This window comes from Exobacillus caeni (assembly GCF_005747095.1).
GTDB classification, from domain to species: Bacteria; Bacillota; Bacilli; order Bacillales; family Guptibacillaceae; genus Exobacillus; species Exobacillus caeni.
Genome location: NZ_SWLG01000001.1, coordinates 450,404 through 465,395, shown reverse-complemented (window position 1 = coordinate 465,395; position 14,992 = coordinate 450,404). Strand labels below are relative to the sequence as shown.

Here is a 14,992-nt window from a genome sequence, read left to right as displayed (position 1 = left end):
TATAACGATATCCGAAACATTTAACAATTAAAGCGCTTTAATCACTAGTATCCTTCATCCTGTCTATCATGGTTTATCGCGTTTTTAAGAAGGTATGCTTGAGAAATCTCCTCATCCGAATATCCCAGTGTATTGCCGAGCGCCAAGTAAGCACTAAAAATCCTGGAATAAATCTCTTCTGAATTCTCCTCCCCCAGTTTTGAAACCAGGCGAATAATAGAGTGAAACTGCGACACAAGGCTTTCCTTCTCTGATAAAGGAGTGATATAGTCTAACTCATATCCAAGGTCAATACCGATTGAAAGGATAAAATGAATTCCGTCCACGAACTCTTCTAAAATCACGTTTTTATCTGCTGGCGGCTTTAAGCTCCAATATTTAAAGCACCTGGTTTCATTTGCGAGCTCGCCGATTTCAACCTGGAGGGCCAGAAGTTTTTCATGGAAGATCTCATCTCTTTCCAGTTTATGCTCTTCCAAAATCCTGTCATCCAGGTTCTTTTGCATCTGAAATAACTGCGTTACATTCATTTCAACACCCCGTTTCCACTATCATTATAACAGAGAGGAAAGCGGCCAAAAATGCTGCCCTTTCCAAAAATAAAATTGTTTAAATTGGACATTAAATGAAACTTATTATACTTTTATCCGTAAGAAAAAGAAAAGCGTTTAAATGGGGTGCAGCCGTTATGATCGTGTTCTTGTTCCGCTTTATTATCCTGGCAGCAATAGTGGCACTTATATATACTACAATTAAATACTTCTTTGACCCTAAACGAAAACTCGAAAAAGCCCAGGAGAATAAAGATTTTTATTTTTTAGATTCATCCGATAACATCCACAAAAATTTTTTGATGACCTATAAAGGGGCTATGTTCGAAGGAGAAAAATACATGGGAACCACTGAACGGGCTTTTGAAGTTGTCTCTATTTACGTTGACGTAAAAGATCCGTCCCAATTATACCGCCTTGAAAGGAACGACTTTTATTATATGGAACATGAAATCTATACTCATTATCCCCACTCAAAAATAGAATGGAAAAGCCCGATAAAAGAATTTCTAAAAGGAAAAAAACCGGAAGAAAAACACCCTGTGGATTGAAAATCATCATCATAAACTTCTGATACCAAAGGATTTATAGGACATTGAATCCGCTATTTGCCTTTTTAAAAATGTAACCTCTCAGGACAAATAACGGAACAGGTGTCCGCCCAATGTGTTATATGGAATATTAAAAGACCAAATCATATGCGATTCGGTCTCATTTTGTTTTTATTTATTATTTTTTCTCCACTAAAAGAAGTTAAAAAGATCAAGAAGCCTGACCCGCCTGAAAAAAATCATTCCACTTAATAATCCATTCTTTTCTCCTCAACAAATAAAACAAAATCGCTAAAGTAACAACACTTGCAGCCATGTAACGCGGTGACAGGTTGCTGATCCATTGCCCAAGAGACGTATAGACAATCGCCAGGGGGAAGTTCGAGAAAATGGACATCTTCGTGTATTCTTTAAAGCTTTTCGTTACTTCGATTAAACATAATGAAATCAAATGAAAGTGAACGAATGGCAAAAGCCTCAAAATCGTCATCTGGCCTACAGACATCGGCACCCGTTTCCCAAACCATCTTTGCTTGGTGTGGATCACTTTTTGAAACAATTTCGGCAGCCGTTTTACCAATAGATAAAACAGAACACTTACAAGGGTAACCCCAATAACAGAATAAATTGTTCCGTAGAATGTTCCAAACAAAACGCCGCCCGCCATACAAATAAATCCAACCGGCACAAATAAAAACTGCCGTATAACGTGTAAAAGAATAAATAAGAACGGGGCATAAATTCCAGCACTAGCCATCATCTCGAGAATCGGCATTAAGGAGTCTTTCATGATGTTCCCCCCTCTCCCTATACTCTTATGACAATAGACGAGCTGTTATGTCAAATTCCATTTTTACACTTGCTTTTCATACGCTGCTCTTTATGGAAACCCAGCTGAATATTCTTTGGGAAATCGTGGACAATAAGGTTGAATTTAATCGCAGAGGGAACGAGAGGATGTTCAGGAAATGGATGATTTAGTCATTGCCCGGTCATTATTTGGGATGACAATGGGGGTACATATCATTTATGCAACACTTGGAGTCGGTCTGCCCGTAATGATTTTGGTGGCTGAGCTGCTATTTCAAAAAACAAAAGACAAAGATTATGCGCTAATGGCGAGCAGATGGACAAAGGGGTTTGCCGTTCTTCTTGGAGTAGCGATACCGACCGGAACAATTGCAGGGGTTCAGTTATCCTTGCTTTGGCCCGGATTTATGGAAGTTGTCGGAAAAGTAATCGCTTTGCCGTTTCAAATCGAAATATATGCTTTCTTTCTGGAAGCATTATTTATGTCGATCTATATCTATGCAGCTGATAGGCTATCTCCCTGGATGAGAATCGTTAGCGTGACTCTGGTTGCAATCGGAGCAGTTGCTTCAGCAGTCCTGATCACAAATGTCCATGCTTTCGAAGGAACCCCCGATGGTTTTAAAATACAGAACGGAGAGATCGTGGATGTTGACCCCTGGGCGGCCTTCTTAAATCCAAGCTTCCTGGTTACCTCGGGGCATGTTGCTGTTTCAGCGATTATGACTGGGGCATTTGCAATTGCTTCTGTTGCAGCATTCAAGATGCTTAAAGAAAAAGGCCCGAATAAAGTTTATTTATATCACCAAAAAGCTTTAATGATGGGACTTATAATCGGAGGGTTATTTTCCCTTTTAACTGCATTGAACGGACACGAGTCTGCACAGCAGCTTCATGAGTATCAGCCTGAAAAACTAGCGGCTGCAGAGGGACTTTTTGAAACACAGCAGTATGCTCCCCTTGCTATAGGAGGATTCACCGACCGTGAAACAGAGGAAGTGAAATGGGCAATTGAAATTCCCTGGGCACTCAGTTATTTAGCGGGGGACCGGTTTGACACAGAAGTGGTTGGACTGAATGATTTCCCTGAAGAATACTGGCCGCCTCTCTTTGTACACACGTTATTCAATGCCATGGTTGGAATCGGTTCAATGCTTATCCTTCTTTCCCTCATTGGTTTTGTCTGGCATAAGTTTCTTAAGCGGGACCAATTTCCCCGATGGCTTATGGGCATTTTCATCGCTGCCGGGCCGCTTTCGATGCTTTCGATCGAATTTGGCTGGATATTTGCCTGCACAGGAAGGCAGCCATGGGTCATTTACAGAATAATGAAAACCGAAGATTCTGTTACTACTTCCGGAAACCTCGGGATCTTGTTTTTATTGTTCTTGCTCATTTACATAATATTAATGATCGCTACTGTGCTTGTATTGCGTTACTACTTTAAACGAAACCCTGTATCAAAAGAAATAGACACCAACATATCCTAATCTATTACATTTGAGGTGATCGAAATGCCAGAAGCTTTATATGCCATTACTCTGATCTGGGGTGTTGTATTCATTTATGCCGTAATGGCTTCGATTGATTTTGGAGCCGGATTTTGGTCGATGATTTACTTGAATAAACAACAAACGAGAGCGACTAACATAGCGAACAGATACCTTTCCCCTTCATGGGAAGTAACCAATGTGTTTATAGTGGCAATCGTGGTTGCTTTATTCAGCTTTTTTCCGGGTGCAACTTTCACACTGGGAACGGTACTGCTCATCCCCGGGAGCATTATCTTATTGCTCCTTGCCTTAAGAAGCGCTTTTCTCGTTTTCTCCCATGTTGCAGAAGAATATAAAAAAGGGTTAACATTTGTTTCAGGCATAACAGGCTTCTTGATTCCAGCACTTCTTATCAGTGTTCTCCCTATCACCCAGGGGGGATTTATCGATAGCTTTGACGGTAATCAGGAACTTCTTCTCGGCAAACTATTTACAAGTCCAAGTGAGTACGCTTTTGTTGGCTTTGCTATATCAAGTACGCTTTTTCTTTCCTCGCTGCTTCTCGCGGACTATTCGAATGTTGCAGGAGAAATGGACGCATATGCCATCTACCGGAAAGATGCCATTATTATCGGTCCTATTTCACTGTTAATGGCTGCGTTTATTATTTTTACAATGCGCAATGAAGCAAACTGGCTGTATGAAAATATATTGAACTATACTCCATGGATGATAGCATCAATAGCCGGTTTCGCGCTTGGTTATGCAGCATTATGGTTCCCTCACCGGCAAAAGAAAGCAGGATTCAAAGGAATGCCTCGAATCGCCATGATCAGTGTTGTAGCCCAATACTTGTTTGCCGGCTATGCATATGGTTCAGCACATCTTCCTTATATTGTCTATCCAGACGTGACGATCGAATCTGGCTTTACTCATCCGGAAACCTTTCGAGCTCTCATCGTAACTTATATTGTAGCCTTTTTTATCCTGACCCCTGGCTTCATCTACTTTTGGAGACTTTTTTTGAAAGATAAACGTTATGTAAAACCAAAGGAATCATAAGTTTACCAGTAGATACAACACTATGGCTGCCTGCAATAAAATTACAGCAGGTATTCCGTAGATAAAACTCTTATGCTTAGTTTTATGGCGAAACACTTTCATCCCAGAATAAATCCCAACCGCTCCTCCAGCCAGAGCGACCAACCAGAGATTCTGCTCAGATATTCTCCAATGTTGCTTCCTGGCTCTCTTTTTGTCTTCTCCCATCACTAAAAATCCGAAAATATTAGCTATCATTATATAACCCAGAAAGATTTCCACTAGCGTTCTCCTTTTAGTATTTTAAATGTACTGTTAAAAAAATTGGGACCACAAAGCGTTACTTCTTTGCTCTCCCCTAAAAAAGAGTCGACCGGGAGAGCAAAAACGCTATTGAGTAATTTTATTACTTTCAAATACTCTATAAAAAAAGACCATTCCCTCAACGAGAATGATCTTTAAGCCCTTACTTAAGGCTATCTTTTGCTTTTCCAGCAAGTTCAGCAAAAGCTTTTTCGTCATTAACTGCAAGATCCGCAAGCATCTTACGGTTAACTTCGATACCAGCTGTCTTAAGACCGTGCATTAAACGGCTGTAAGATAGGCCGTTCATACGTGCAGCCGCGTTGATACGTGTGATCCAAAGTTTACGGAAATCACGTTTTTTCTGACGGCGATCACGGTAAGCATATTGTAAAGATTTCATAACCTGCGCGTTAGCAGATTTGAAAAGCGTGTGTTTGGAACCGAAATAACCTTTAGCTAATTTTAAGATTTTTTTACGTCTGCGACGTGTTACATAGCCACCTTTTACTCTTGGCATAGTAAACCCTCCTAGTTCTTATGTTGATATAGTAAACCGAAATTATTTCTTTTTGTTATATACAAGTTGCTTGATGCGCTTGAAGTCCCCGCTGGAAACAAGAGAAGCTTTACGTAGTTTACGCTTTTGCTTTTCTGTTTTATGGCGGAACATATGGCTAGTGTAAGCGCGAGAACGCTTTAGTTTACCAGTTCCAGTTCTTTTGAAGCGTTTAGACGCACCGCTGTGAGATTTCATTTTTGGCATGGTAGTAGTCCTCCTTCAAAGTCTTACTTTTCTGTATTTGGTGCTAAAATCAGGAACATGCTGCGGCCTTCCATTTTAGGCTTGGACTCAACCGAAGCGATATCTTTACACTCTTCTGCAAGGCGTTCAAGAACTTTCTTCCCAATTTCAGAGTGAGTAATCATACGTCCGCGGAAGCGAATGGATGCTTTAACCTTATCTCCTTTTTCAAGGAACTTCTTCGCATTTCGAAGCTTAGTATTAAAATCATGCTCCTCAATGTTCGGGCTTAAGCGCACTTCCTTAACGTTAATGATTTTTTGCTTTTTGCGTGCTTCCTTTTCCTTCTTCTGCTGCTCATAACGATACTTTCCGTAGTCCATTATTCGGCATACAGGCGGTTTTGCATTAGGAGCAACCATAACAAGGTCAAGATTTGCATTACGAGCCATATCTAATGCTTCATTTTTTGATTTTACACCGATTTGGCTTCCGTCCTGTCCGATAAGACGTACTTCCCGGGCACGGATGCCCTCATTGACCATCATGTCCTTACTAATAATCAGCCACCTCCATGGATTGTTAAATGCGTTCGCTCGATCATGGTTGCAAGTCGAACATAACTTAAGTCGATCAAAGCAATTAAAAAAAGCGTCGGCGCATACTTCGCCCACACTATTCTCCGAACAGGAAATTTCCAACCTGGCAACTACAGTTGATGCGTCGATCAGGTGAGAAGCGGGCGCTTCTGCTTGCTTTGTCTCCTATATTCATTTACCTAAACCAGTATATCATGGCTGTGATTTTTCGTCAAGGGAAAACTGGCCTTTCAGAAACATACCACTTAATAATAACTGACATATTATGAAAATGCAATATTTTTTTTAAAATCATCCGATGACCAATAAAAATCATTTTAATGTTATTCCTTGTTCAGTTCTCCAAAGAGTTCGCACAAAAAAAGACTGGCTCACAGTTTAGAGCCAGTCTTTTCCCATATTATTGGCGATTTTTAATTTCTTCATTAATAGAAGAGATAAAATCGTTTAAGCTGATTGTTTCTGATTTTTGTTCGCCATATTTTCTAACGTTAACAGCATCCGCTTCGATTTCCTTGTCTCCTACTACAAGCATATAAGGGATTTTCTGAATTTGCGCTTCTCGGATCTTATAGCCGATCTTTTCGTTTCTTTCATCAACATCCACCCTGACACCGGCAAGCTGCAATGCTTCTTCTACTTTCTTCGCATAATCAAGATGTACTTCAGATACAGGAATTACTTCCGCTTGAACCGGTGCAAGCCATGTTGGGAACGCTCCCTTATATTCTTCGATCAAGAAGGCAACGAACCGTTCCATTGTTGACACCACCCCACGGTGGATTACGACAGGACGGTGTTCTTTTCCATCTTCGCCAATATAAGTGAGATCAAAGCGTTCAGGCAGATGGAAGTCCAACTGGACAGTTGATAACGTTTCATCTTTGCCAAGAGCAGTTTTCACCTGAACGTCAAGCTTCGGACCATAGAACGCCGCTTCTCCTTCAGCTTCCACATAATCCACACCTAAGTCATCCATCGCTGCTTTCAGCATATCCTGAGCTTTTTCCCACATTTCATCATTATCCACATATTTTTTCTTATCTTCGGGATCACGGTATGAAAGACGGAAGTAATAATCGTCGATCTGAAAGTCTTCATATACCTTCTGGATTAACTTAACAACACGGATAAACTCTTCTTTAATTTGATCTGGACGGCAGAAAATATGCGCGTCATTGAGAGTCATAGAACGTACCCGCTGCAAACCTGCGAGCGCACCTGACATTTCATAACGATGCATCGTGCCAAGCTCAGCTACTCGATATGGAAGGTTCCGATAGCTTTTAAGCTCATTTTTATAAATCATCATATGATGCGGACAGTTCATCGGACGAAGCACTAGCTCTTCTGTTTCATCCATTTTCATTGGAGGATACATATCTTCATGATAGTGCTCCCAGTGACCGCTTGTTTTATACAGTTCAACGCTTGCAAGGTGAGGAGTATAAACATGGTTATAGCCAAGCTTTTCCTCCAGGTCAACGATATATCGCTCGATCGTACGTCTGATTGTTGCACCTTTTGGAAGCCAGATCGGCAATCCCTGTCCCACTTCCTGAGAAATGGTGAAAAGTTTCAACTCTTTGCCAAGCTTCCGGTGGTCTCTTTCTTTCGCTTCTTCAAGAAGTTTCAAGTATTCCTCTACCTGTGACTGCTTAGGGAAAGCTGTTCCGTAAATCCTTTGCAACATTTTGTTTTCACTGTCACCTCTCCAGTAAGCACCAGCTACACTTAAAAGTTTAAAGGCTTTAATTTTCCCTGTGGACGGAACATGAGGGCCACGGCATAAGTCAAAAAACTCACCCTGTCTGTAAATCGTGATCTTTTCTCCTGCAGGAATGTCTTCCAGCAATTCCAGCTTTAGGTCATCGCCTATTTCTTCATACATTTCTTTTGCCTCTTCACGGGTTACTTCCAGGCATTCGATCTCAAGGTTTTCATCTACAATCTTTTTCATTTCCTTTTCAATCTTAGGAAAATCTTCAACTGAAATTGATTCAGCAGTATCGATGTCATAATAAAAGCCGCTTTCAATTACAGGGCCTACTCCAAGCTTCACATCAGGATATAGGCGTTTTACAGCCTGAGCTAACAGATGCGCAGTACTGTGACGGAGCATTTCCAGACCTTCCTCGTTATCATACGTAATAAGTTCAATTTTTGCGTCCTCTTGAATCGGTCTTCTCAGATCTACCAATTTCCCATTTAGTTTAGCACCCAGCGATTTCTTCTTTAGTCCGGGGCTGATAGAGGATGCGATTTCTTCTGCTGTTGTACCTTTTTCAAATTCTTTGATCGAGCCATCTGGAAATGTTATTTTCAGTTGGTCAGCCATTGTGAACACTTCCTTTTCTTTTTTTTGATATTACGAGCAAATAAAAAACACCCGTGCCCAAAAAGGGACGAGTGTTATTCTCGTGGTTCCACCCTGCTTCCCGATAAGCAAAAACTGCAAATCGGCTTCAGTGCGCTGTATCGTAGCATCTACGCCAACGATTACTAAATCGGTTCATCGTTGGAGCTCAGAGGCGGTAAGTTATTCATTCGTGTTAGGAAGATTCCAGCAAGCCTTCCCTCTCTGTGAACCGTAAAAAATAACTCTTGTCCTCGTCATCACTGTTAATTTCGATAATGTATGTACGTATTATAAAAATTTTAAGGAAGAAAATCAAGTGCAGTGGAATATTTTTTTCTTTTTTTCCTATCCCAGCGTTCTAATGTTATAAAAATCAACTTTCTTCCTAATTTCTACTCTTTCCTGGAACACATTTTGGATTGTTTGTAAAAGACCAAGATCGATTTCATTCGTATAAACGCAAATTCTTCTTGGCGCGAGCCCAATGAGTGGCCCAAGTACACACGGATCTATTTCAAAGCCGTTAAAGTGTCTAATCTCTTCATCAATAAAGCTTTTCAAATAATTGTTGCCAAGCAGGCGAAAATGTTCATCATAAAATAAAAAATATTTATCGTACAAAAGATTGATTTCCACTTTTACAGGATGGCGCTTTTGAACCGAGTGCCTTAAATGGTCAATAAAATTCTGATATTCTTGCTCAAGCTTATATTCATCGATCGCTATTCCTACCAGTTCCTTTAATGTTAAGAAATAGTCCTTAAGCCTAAAACGGATTAACGAATCAAAAGAAAATGAGCATTCTTCTTTTAAAAAAGCATAAAAAGCATTAAATAACAGATCCTTTCCAGCAGGTATTTTTGCAGTTTCCGGAATATCTGGCCGTTCCCTTGCTGAAATAGCCATCGCTAAAGAGATAATTTCCCTCTGCTCTTCTTTTTCTTTAAAATAAAACTGATGTTCGATCATTTGTTCATACCAGTTCATTTCATATTTTTCTAGGACACATTCCGTTAAAGCTTTAGCAAGGCATGGAAGCACCTGTCTTTTATAAATAAGAGGGGTTGTCTTGATTACGATAATACACGTTTTCTCTATAGCTGCACTTACAGATTTCAGCAACCCTTTTCCAGAAAGTTTTTGATTTAAGCGTGTATGTACAAATACAGCATCACTTTGATGGCGAAATGAAATTGCGATCACAAAAGTCCCTCCCTGTCCCACACGTATCTTGTAAAACTATATGGCAACAGTAAGGGAAACATGATTAATTGGTGATTTTTTTCTGTTATTTTTAAATGTCAGCTAATAATATTGAAGATTAAACTAACCGCCCTCTTATAAAATTGGTTGGCCTGAATAAATAACAGGCCTTTTTAAATCGTAAAGATAAGGCTTTTTTTCATATGCTTTGTTGCTTAATAAGCTTCACATTAGAGATGTACTGCGACGTAAGTTACTGCTGACCGCTACGGAAATACACTACGCTTTCCGCGGGCTCGCGCTGAGCCTCTTCACTCGCACAAAACGCTCCTTGCGGGGTCTCAACGTCTTCGCTGTCCCGCAGGATAAGGAAGGCAACGAGAGCAAGACATCGCACGAAGAAAATATGATGTTCATTTTCAAGGAGTCTACGTGTGTTTCCTCCGCTGAGTTGTACTTTGACGTTCAACATCTTTGAAAAACGTCTATTGATTGGAACAGCGGGCAGTCGACTCCTCGAAAATGTAACGCTGCCGAAGCCTTCCTTGTACTGCGGGAAAAGCCACAGCTGAAGCGTTGCCCGCGAAAAGCGAACTGCCCCGGAGTGGAAATCAATGCTGCAATTGATTCGCAGTTTATCTCTTTTGTGCAAAACCAACAATCTTTTAGAAAAGAGCCAAAAATAAACACCCTGTCTTTTTTAGACGGGCGTTTATCTTAATTTATTATACTCTCCGATTTTTGCCGCCAAGATAGATCGGATCTGCAAAATGCCGGATTCTCTCCATTATTCTCTTAGCTTTCATCTCTTCGATCCCGCCTTTTTGGGAATAAGCCAGGTGTTCTTCTAATTCGTTAAAATCATAGTTTGAAGTATATAACGTCGGCAGCCTCTCCATCATACGGTATTGTAGGATCGATCCAAGAATATCGTCTCGAATCCATCCTGAGATATTTTCCGAACCAATATCATCAAGGATCAGTAATGGTACCGATCGAATAAAGTCTAGTTTCTCATCAATCGATTGGGTTTGGATTGCACTCTTCATTTCACGGAAAAAGTCCGGTGTATAGACAAATAATGACTTGACTCCTTTTTCTTCTGCCAACTGGTTTGCAATCGCGCCCATCAAGTAGGTTTTTCCAACCCCGAAATCTCCATAAAGGTAGATACCCTTAAAGGTTTTTCCCGGTTCAAAACTTTCTACAAAATCGACGGCATACTGGATCGCTTCCATGCGGGTAGGATCTGTATCAAGCGTGGAAAAAGTTGCACTTAATATATCTTTTGGAATGTAGTAGCTCTGAATCAATCTTTCTTTTGATTTCTTTTCGTCATCTTTAAGCTTAGAAGGGCATCTTTTATATTCCAGATCAATCGAATTCCCGTTTATAAATAAATGTGGTTCATAGCCCTGCATCATATTTTTGCAGGCAGACAACGAATCGCATCCGTCACAGGAGTGGGACTGGTTCGTATATTCGTAGAGTTTTGCAAGACTTCTTTTCACCATGTCCTCTGTAATTTCCGGATGTTTTTCGAAGAATCCTGCTACTCCTTTATCAGAAAAAATTCTTTGCCTTAATTCCCGATATTGTTTATTAAACGTTTCACTTTGAGGCATCTTTTTTAAAGACTCTTGAATTGATTCCATCGTATCACCTCATCCCACTACCCTATTTTTTGTATTTGCTCAACATTGCTTCTAATTGTTTTTGTTTTGCATTCCATTCATCTTCTGAAATCTTTTCAGTTTGGTCTTTTTTATTATTCATCCACTTAGGCAGTTTATCCTGTCTTACGCTTCCTGTTGATTTCCGGGGTTTTCCTTTATCTTTAGAAGAGTGCCATTCTTGATATTTTTTATGTTCTGATCGTGCCAGGGCTATCGCTTCCTTTACAGTACTAACTTTTTTTCTCGCCCAATGACTGGCAATCTTTTCTACATATGATTTTACTAGTTTCATATCGTTAGTCGTCATCACATAATCGATCAGTACATTTACTACACCTGGATTCAGCTTTTGTTCAAAAAGTATCCCTTCCACAAGCTTTAAATCTGCTGAAGCTGGCCTTCCTCCTCCTGATACTTTTTCAAGAACTTCGTAAGGCGAGAGAATCTCGAAAGCTTTAATAGTCTTTTCTTCTTCCGTCACAGGCACCTTCTGATGGAACTCCTGCAGCGTAACCGGCTGTTTTCGATAGGAAAGGGAAGGCAGTTCTTTTCCATGTTCAAACGTATACCACTTGCTCACTTCTTTCCTGAGCATTTCTCCATCAATAACTTCATGATGAATATATGCCTGCTGTACAATCCTGCTCATTTCAAGAGGCTCGATCTTATAAACAAACGCAAGCTTTAGTATCGTTTCTTTTACACTCTGCGTCAACAGTTGTTTCGGAACAATAAAGTCAGAAAGGTCTTGAAGCATCAGGTCAAAATCAAAATCTGTCCGTTGGGTAAATTCAACTCCCTTAGACTCGTTCCGTCCTATGTAAGATTTATTATCTGTTTGCTGAAGAATATCCTCTGTCTCAGAGTTACGTTCGGGAACCATTTCAGAAGGGTGCAGCGAAGTAAATACTTCGTTAAAGGAAGACGTTACAGCCTCAAATCCATCAACATTAACGGAAGGAATTTCAAAATAGGATTTGATCGAATGAAACTTTGTTTTTCCCAGCCGATTATATAGATATACATTTAAAACGCCATCGTTAAAGAAACGTTCTGGAGTAAGAGGAGATTGCAATTCATATAGGAAGACTTTATTGTCTTCCTCTTTTTTTACATAGGTGTTCAATAATCCGATTCCTTCAAGCTTTTTCCGTTCTTCATATATTTGTTTTAAGCCCATTTGCATCATATTCATCAATTGATGATGGGTGGATGTTTCAGAAGAAAGGCTTCTTTCTTCCATTATGCTCCACATCGTCATGTACAAGCTGTAAGCAACGGCTCCAACAAGAGGCTGGTAAAGCATTGTAAGTACTTTCCGGTCATACTCATGAAGCAAACCTCTCGAACGAACCTGAAGCCGGTCAACCGGCAATAATTCTTTCCAATGCATTTTTCTCACCACTAAAAGTTAAATTATCTTTCTATTCCATAAAGGATTAATTAGTTGCTAATAATAGGGACTATCAGGATTATCATCTTTGTTCTCCCTAAAAATAAAATAAGGGATCTATTTTACAGGAACACAAAAAGAGGCCCGGGAGAGCAAAAAAGCAATCCTCCAACCTTTAGCCAAAAACACCTAACGAAAAAAGAGCTTTAAGCCAACTTGTCTTAAGCTCCTATGATTTGTCTGCACGATTTATTAAGTCTTTTAGTTCCTGTATAAACACATTAATATCCTTAAACTGGCGATAAACAGAAGCAAACCTTACATAAGCAACTTCATCAACCTTAGCAAGCTCGTCCATGACCATCTCGCCAATATCGTCACTGCTCACTTCTGAGAAACCTTGATTGCGAAGCTCTTTTTCTATTTCATTGACGATTGTCTCTAGCTTTTCAAGGGGAACCGGCCGCTTTTCACAGGCTTTGATTAAACCACGAAGAATTTTATCACGGCTGAACTCTTCCCTTGTTCCTTCTTTCTTTACGACAACAAGAGGAATTTCTTCAATGGTCTCAAATGTTGTGAAACGGTAATTGCAGCTTTCACATTCTCTTCTTCTTCTTATTGATCGTCCGTCATGTACCGGCCTCGAATCTAATACTCTAGTACCGTTATGCTGACAGTTAGGACATCGCATACCATCATCTCCACTAATTAGAAAATTCTATTTTCGAAGATGTTAATAGCCAGCGACAACAAACAAACTAATCAACTCTTGTTGTTAAGAACTCGCTAATAAGCGTAATCTTCGTCAAGTGCCTTGAGGCGGCACACCTTGCTTATAATAGTTTCATTTTATCACATCTTAAGTCGTAAGTAAGGATGTTAATTAAATTTGTTCTGCAATACCTGTTCCGATATATGGCAATTGCTTTTTCAACTCATCATACGTGTTAGTGATAAACTTGCGGCTAAAACCAAAATCCACCGGCAGCGGGGTTTCTGTAGAAACAGAAAAATCAATGGCTGTCCGGAATGCTTGAACAGAAATAACCGTCACAACGATCAAAGCTTTTTTCGGTTTGGTTAATTTAAAGACCATTTCTCCTCGTTCAGGCGATTCGGAAAGAAGCTCACAGTTTCCGTTCTTCAGGAGGGTTTCAGCACATTGTTTCATTGCCCTGTCTTTAGGAACTTTGAAATAATGGGTCTTCAATTTTTCTTCAGGATGGTTTTCACTTGTTTCAGCTCGGTTTGTCAAAAGGCTTTTGATAGACAAATGTTGTTTCCCCCTTGTTATTTTTTTCAGCATAGCAATAATCGGGAAGGAATTCAATTTAATCGGCCAAAAGGATTTGTTAGCCTTTAGGTAAAACTACACGGATCGCTCTCAATGTCGGTTCTTCTGTTTTCTTAGATTCGTACCTGCGAGTATGATGCAGCATTTAGGGGAGCAAAGAGACATCGCGTGGGAATTCATATTACAACACAAAAAATAGTTTTAAACAGTAATTTTCTCTATAAATAAATCCTGGGACAAAAAAAGAGATGCTTTGAGCATCTCTACTTTTGAAAAGGTTATCTAACCGCCGTTTGTACATTTTGTGGTACTTTTACCGGTCCCATACCTCTTGGCAATTCAATATTTTCACGAGTTTCAGCTTCAAGTGCTTCAGCAATGTAGTTTGCTGCAACATTCGGGTCTAAATCTCCACATGTATAAACATCAATACTTGCATAACCGTGTTCAGGGAAGCTGTGGATCGTTAAGTGTGATTCTGAAATAATTACCACACCACTTACACCGTGAGGAGCAAATTTATGAAATGCAACTTCACGTACTTCGGCACCTGACTTTAATGCAGCCTCAACAAAAATTTCTTCGATCAACTTCATGTCATTTAACTTTGCAACATCGCAACCCCATAACTCAGCGATTACGTGACGTCCCATTGTGTCCATAGCAAAGTCCCCCTTTAACTAAATTCTCATGCCTTCGTAAGCATGCGGAATTGAAATACTACCACGGGGGAAAGTTAGTCCGATGAGGTCCTAACCCTTTAAGTAGTTTCCAATGCCTAATTGCTATTTTGAAGTTCACGAAACAAAGTATAAAGGTTTTAGTATTGTTTTGCAATAAATAAATATTAATTTTTTTAGAATAAGTTTCGATTGTGGTTTATGCAATTATCTGACAAGTTTGCTCCCCCACGACGCTCCAGGGTCCAAAGCTTCTTACATGCGAGCATGACGAATCTTTAAACCCAGGAA

16 protein-coding genes and 2 other annotated features are annotated in these 14,992 nt (G+C 39.9%); of the genes, 3 read left to right on the top strand and 13 right to left on the bottom strand.

What is annotated here, in order from left to right:
- Positions 1-44 precede the first annotated feature (44 nt).
- The gene (locus FCL54_RS02305; protein WP_138122738.1) at positions 45-530 is read right to left on the bottom strand and encodes a dUTP diphosphatase; all 486 of its coding nucleotides are present in this window, start codon (positions 528-530) and stop codon (positions 45-47) included.
- 95 nt (positions 531-625) lie between these two features.
- Here FCL54_RS02305 and FCL54_RS02300 point away from each other — a divergent pair, with 95 nt between their 5' ends.
- Entirely contained in the window at positions 626-1,102 is a 477-nt protein-coding gene (locus FCL54_RS02300; protein ID WP_342773846.1) for a sigma-w pathway protein ysdB, read from the top strand.
- A gap of 211 nt (positions 1,103-1,313) precedes the next feature.
- Here FCL54_RS02300 and FCL54_RS02295 read toward each other — a convergent pair whose 3' ends face one another.
- On the bottom strand, positions 1,314-1,892 hold the full coding sequence (locus FCL54_RS02295) for a TVP38/TMEM64 family protein (RefSeq protein ID WP_138122736.1): 579 nt from the start codon (positions 1,890-1,892) through the stop codon (positions 1,314-1,316).
- 178 nt (positions 1,893-2,070) lie between these two features.
- Here FCL54_RS02295 and FCL54_RS02290 point away from each other — a divergent pair, with 178 nt between their 5' ends.
- Positions 2,071-3,402, top strand: a complete 1,332-nt coding sequence (locus FCL54_RS02290) for a cytochrome ubiquinol oxidase subunit I (RefSeq protein WP_138122734.1) — start codon at positions 2,071-2,073, stop codon at positions 3,400-3,402.
- Positions 3,403-3,426: 24 nt separating this feature from the next.
- The gene (locus FCL54_RS02285) at positions 3,427-4,467 is read left to right on the top strand and encodes a cytochrome d ubiquinol oxidase subunit II (RefSeq protein ID WP_138122732.1); all 1,041 of its coding nucleotides are present in this window, start codon (positions 3,427-3,429) and stop codon (positions 4,465-4,467) included.
- Here the strand turns inward: FCL54_RS02285 and FCL54_RS02280 are convergent.
- From FCL54_RS02280 to speD, 11 genes are all read right to left on the bottom strand, one after another.
- Entirely contained in the window at positions 4,462-4,728 is a 267-nt protein-coding gene (locus tag FCL54_RS02280) for a DUF1294 domain-containing protein (protein ID WP_210238516.1), read from the bottom strand. The genes FCL54_RS02285 and FCL54_RS02280 overlap by 6 nt on opposite strands.
- A gap of 184 nt (positions 4,729-4,912) precedes the next feature.
- On the bottom strand, positions 4,913-5,269 hold the full coding sequence (gene rplT / locus FCL54_RS02275) for a 50S ribosomal protein L20 (RefSeq protein WP_138122730.1): 357 nt from the start codon (positions 5,267-5,269) through the stop codon (positions 4,913-4,915).
- 42 nt (positions 5,270-5,311) lie between these two features.
- Entirely contained in the window at positions 5,312-5,515 is a 204-nt protein-coding gene (rpmI, locus tag FCL54_RS02270) for a 50S ribosomal protein L35 (protein ID WP_138122728.1), read from the bottom strand.
- Between the two features lie 23 nt (positions 5,516-5,538).
- Positions 5,539-6,042: a translation initiation factor IF-3 gene (gene infC, locus FCL54_RS02265; RefSeq protein ID WP_138122726.1), complete on the bottom strand. Its 504-nt coding sequence runs from the start codon at positions 6,040-6,042 to the stop codon at positions 5,539-5,541.
- A gap of 91 nt (positions 6,043-6,133) precedes the next feature.
- Positions 6,134-6,254, bottom strand: a sequence feature (ribosomal protein L20 leader region).
- A 239-nt stretch (positions 6,255-6,493) separates the two neighbouring features.
- Positions 6,494-8,431, bottom strand: a complete 1,938-nt coding sequence (gene thrS / locus FCL54_RS02260; protein WP_138122724.1) for a threonine--tRNA ligase — start codon at positions 8,429-8,431, stop codon at positions 6,494-6,496.
- A 60-nt stretch (positions 8,432-8,491) separates the two neighbouring features.
- Positions 8,492-8,719, bottom strand: a binding site (T-box leader).
- Positions 8,720-8,797: 78 nt separating this feature from the next.
- Complete coding sequence (locus tag FCL54_RS02255; RefSeq protein WP_138122722.1) at positions 8,798-9,655, bottom strand: putative sporulation protein YtxC; 858 nt, start codon at positions 9,653-9,655, stop codon at positions 8,798-8,800.
- Between the two features lie 725 nt (positions 9,656-10,380).
- Entirely contained in the window at positions 10,381-11,310 is a 930-nt protein-coding gene (gene dnaI, locus FCL54_RS02250) for a primosomal protein DnaI (protein WP_138122720.1), read from the bottom strand.
- 22 nt (positions 11,311-11,332) lie between these two features.
- Positions 11,333-12,724 carry a replication initiation and membrane attachment family protein gene (locus FCL54_RS02245; protein ID WP_138122718.1) on the bottom strand — a complete coding sequence of 464 codons (1,392 nt, stop codon included), beginning with the start codon at positions 12,722-12,724 and terminating at the stop codon, positions 11,333-11,335.
- Positions 12,725-12,953: 229 nt separating this feature from the next.
- The gene (gene nrdR / locus FCL54_RS02240) at positions 12,954-13,418 is read right to left on the bottom strand and encodes a transcriptional regulator NrdR (protein WP_138122716.1); all 465 of its coding nucleotides are present in this window, start codon (positions 13,416-13,418) and stop codon (positions 12,954-12,956) included.
- Positions 13,419-13,610: 192 nt separating this feature from the next.
- On the bottom strand, positions 13,611-14,000 hold the full coding sequence (locus FCL54_RS02235) for a cytosolic protein (RefSeq protein WP_138122714.1): 390 nt from the start codon (positions 13,998-14,000) through the stop codon (positions 13,611-13,613).
- A 299-nt stretch (positions 14,001-14,299) separates the two neighbouring features.
- The gene (gene speD / locus FCL54_RS02230; RefSeq protein ID WP_138122712.1) at positions 14,300-14,683 is read right to left on the bottom strand and encodes an adenosylmethionine decarboxylase; all 384 of its coding nucleotides are present in this window, start codon (positions 14,681-14,683) and stop codon (positions 14,300-14,302) included.
- Positions 14,684-14,992 lie beyond the last annotated feature (309 nt).

What these genes read in the sequence shown, in the direction of transcription:
- FCL54_RS02295 (WP_138122736.1), bottom strand. Translation starts at nt 1,892, where the DNA reads ATGAAAGACTCCTTAATGCCGATTCTCGAGATGATGGCTAGTGCTGGA.
- FCL54_RS02300 (WP_342773846.1), top strand. Translation starts at nt 626, where the DNA reads ATGAAACTTATTATACTTTTATCCGTAAGAAAAAGAAAAGCGTTTAAA.
- dnaI (WP_138122720.1), bottom strand. Translation starts at nt 11,310, where the DNA reads ATGGAATCAATTCAAGAGTCTTTAAAAAAGATGCCTCAAAGTGAAACG.
- FCL54_RS02285 (WP_138122732.1), top strand. Translation starts at nt 3,427, where the DNA reads ATGCCAGAAGCTTTATATGCCATTACTCTGATCTGGGGTGTTGTATTC.
- nrdR (WP_138122716.1), bottom strand. Translation starts at nt 13,418, where the DNA reads ATGCGATGTCCTAACTGTCAGCATAACGGTACTAGAGTATTAGATTCG.
- FCL54_RS02290 (WP_138122734.1), top strand. Translation starts at nt 2,071, where the DNA reads ATGGATGATTTAGTCATTGCCCGGTCATTATTTGGGATGACAATGGGG.
- speD (WP_138122712.1), bottom strand. Translation starts at nt 14,683, where the DNA reads ATGGACACAATGGGACGTCACGTAATCGCTGAGTTATGGGGTTGCGAT.
- rplT (WP_138122730.1), bottom strand. Translation starts at nt 5,269, where the DNA reads ATGCCAAGAGTAAAAGGTGGCTATGTAACACGTCGCAGACGTAAAAAA.
- FCL54_RS02245 (WP_138122718.1), bottom strand. Translation starts at nt 12,724, where the DNA reads ATGCATTGGAAAGAATTATTGCCGGTTGACCGGCTTCAGGTTCGTTCG.
- infC (WP_138122726.1), bottom strand. Translation starts at nt 6,042, where the DNA reads ATGATGGTCAATGAGGGCATCCGTGCCCGGGAAGTACGTCTTATCGGA.
- FCL54_RS02305 (WP_138122738.1), bottom strand. Translation starts at nt 530, where the DNA reads ATGAATGTAACGCAGTTATTTCAGATGCAAAAGAACCTGGATGACAGG.
- rpmI (WP_138122728.1), bottom strand. Translation starts at nt 5,515, where the DNA reads ATGCCAAAAATGAAATCTCACAGCGGTGCGTCTAAACGCTTCAAAAGA.
- thrS (WP_138122724.1), bottom strand. Translation starts at nt 8,431, where the DNA reads ATGGCTGACCAACTGAAAATAACATTTCCAGATGGCTCGATCAAAGAA.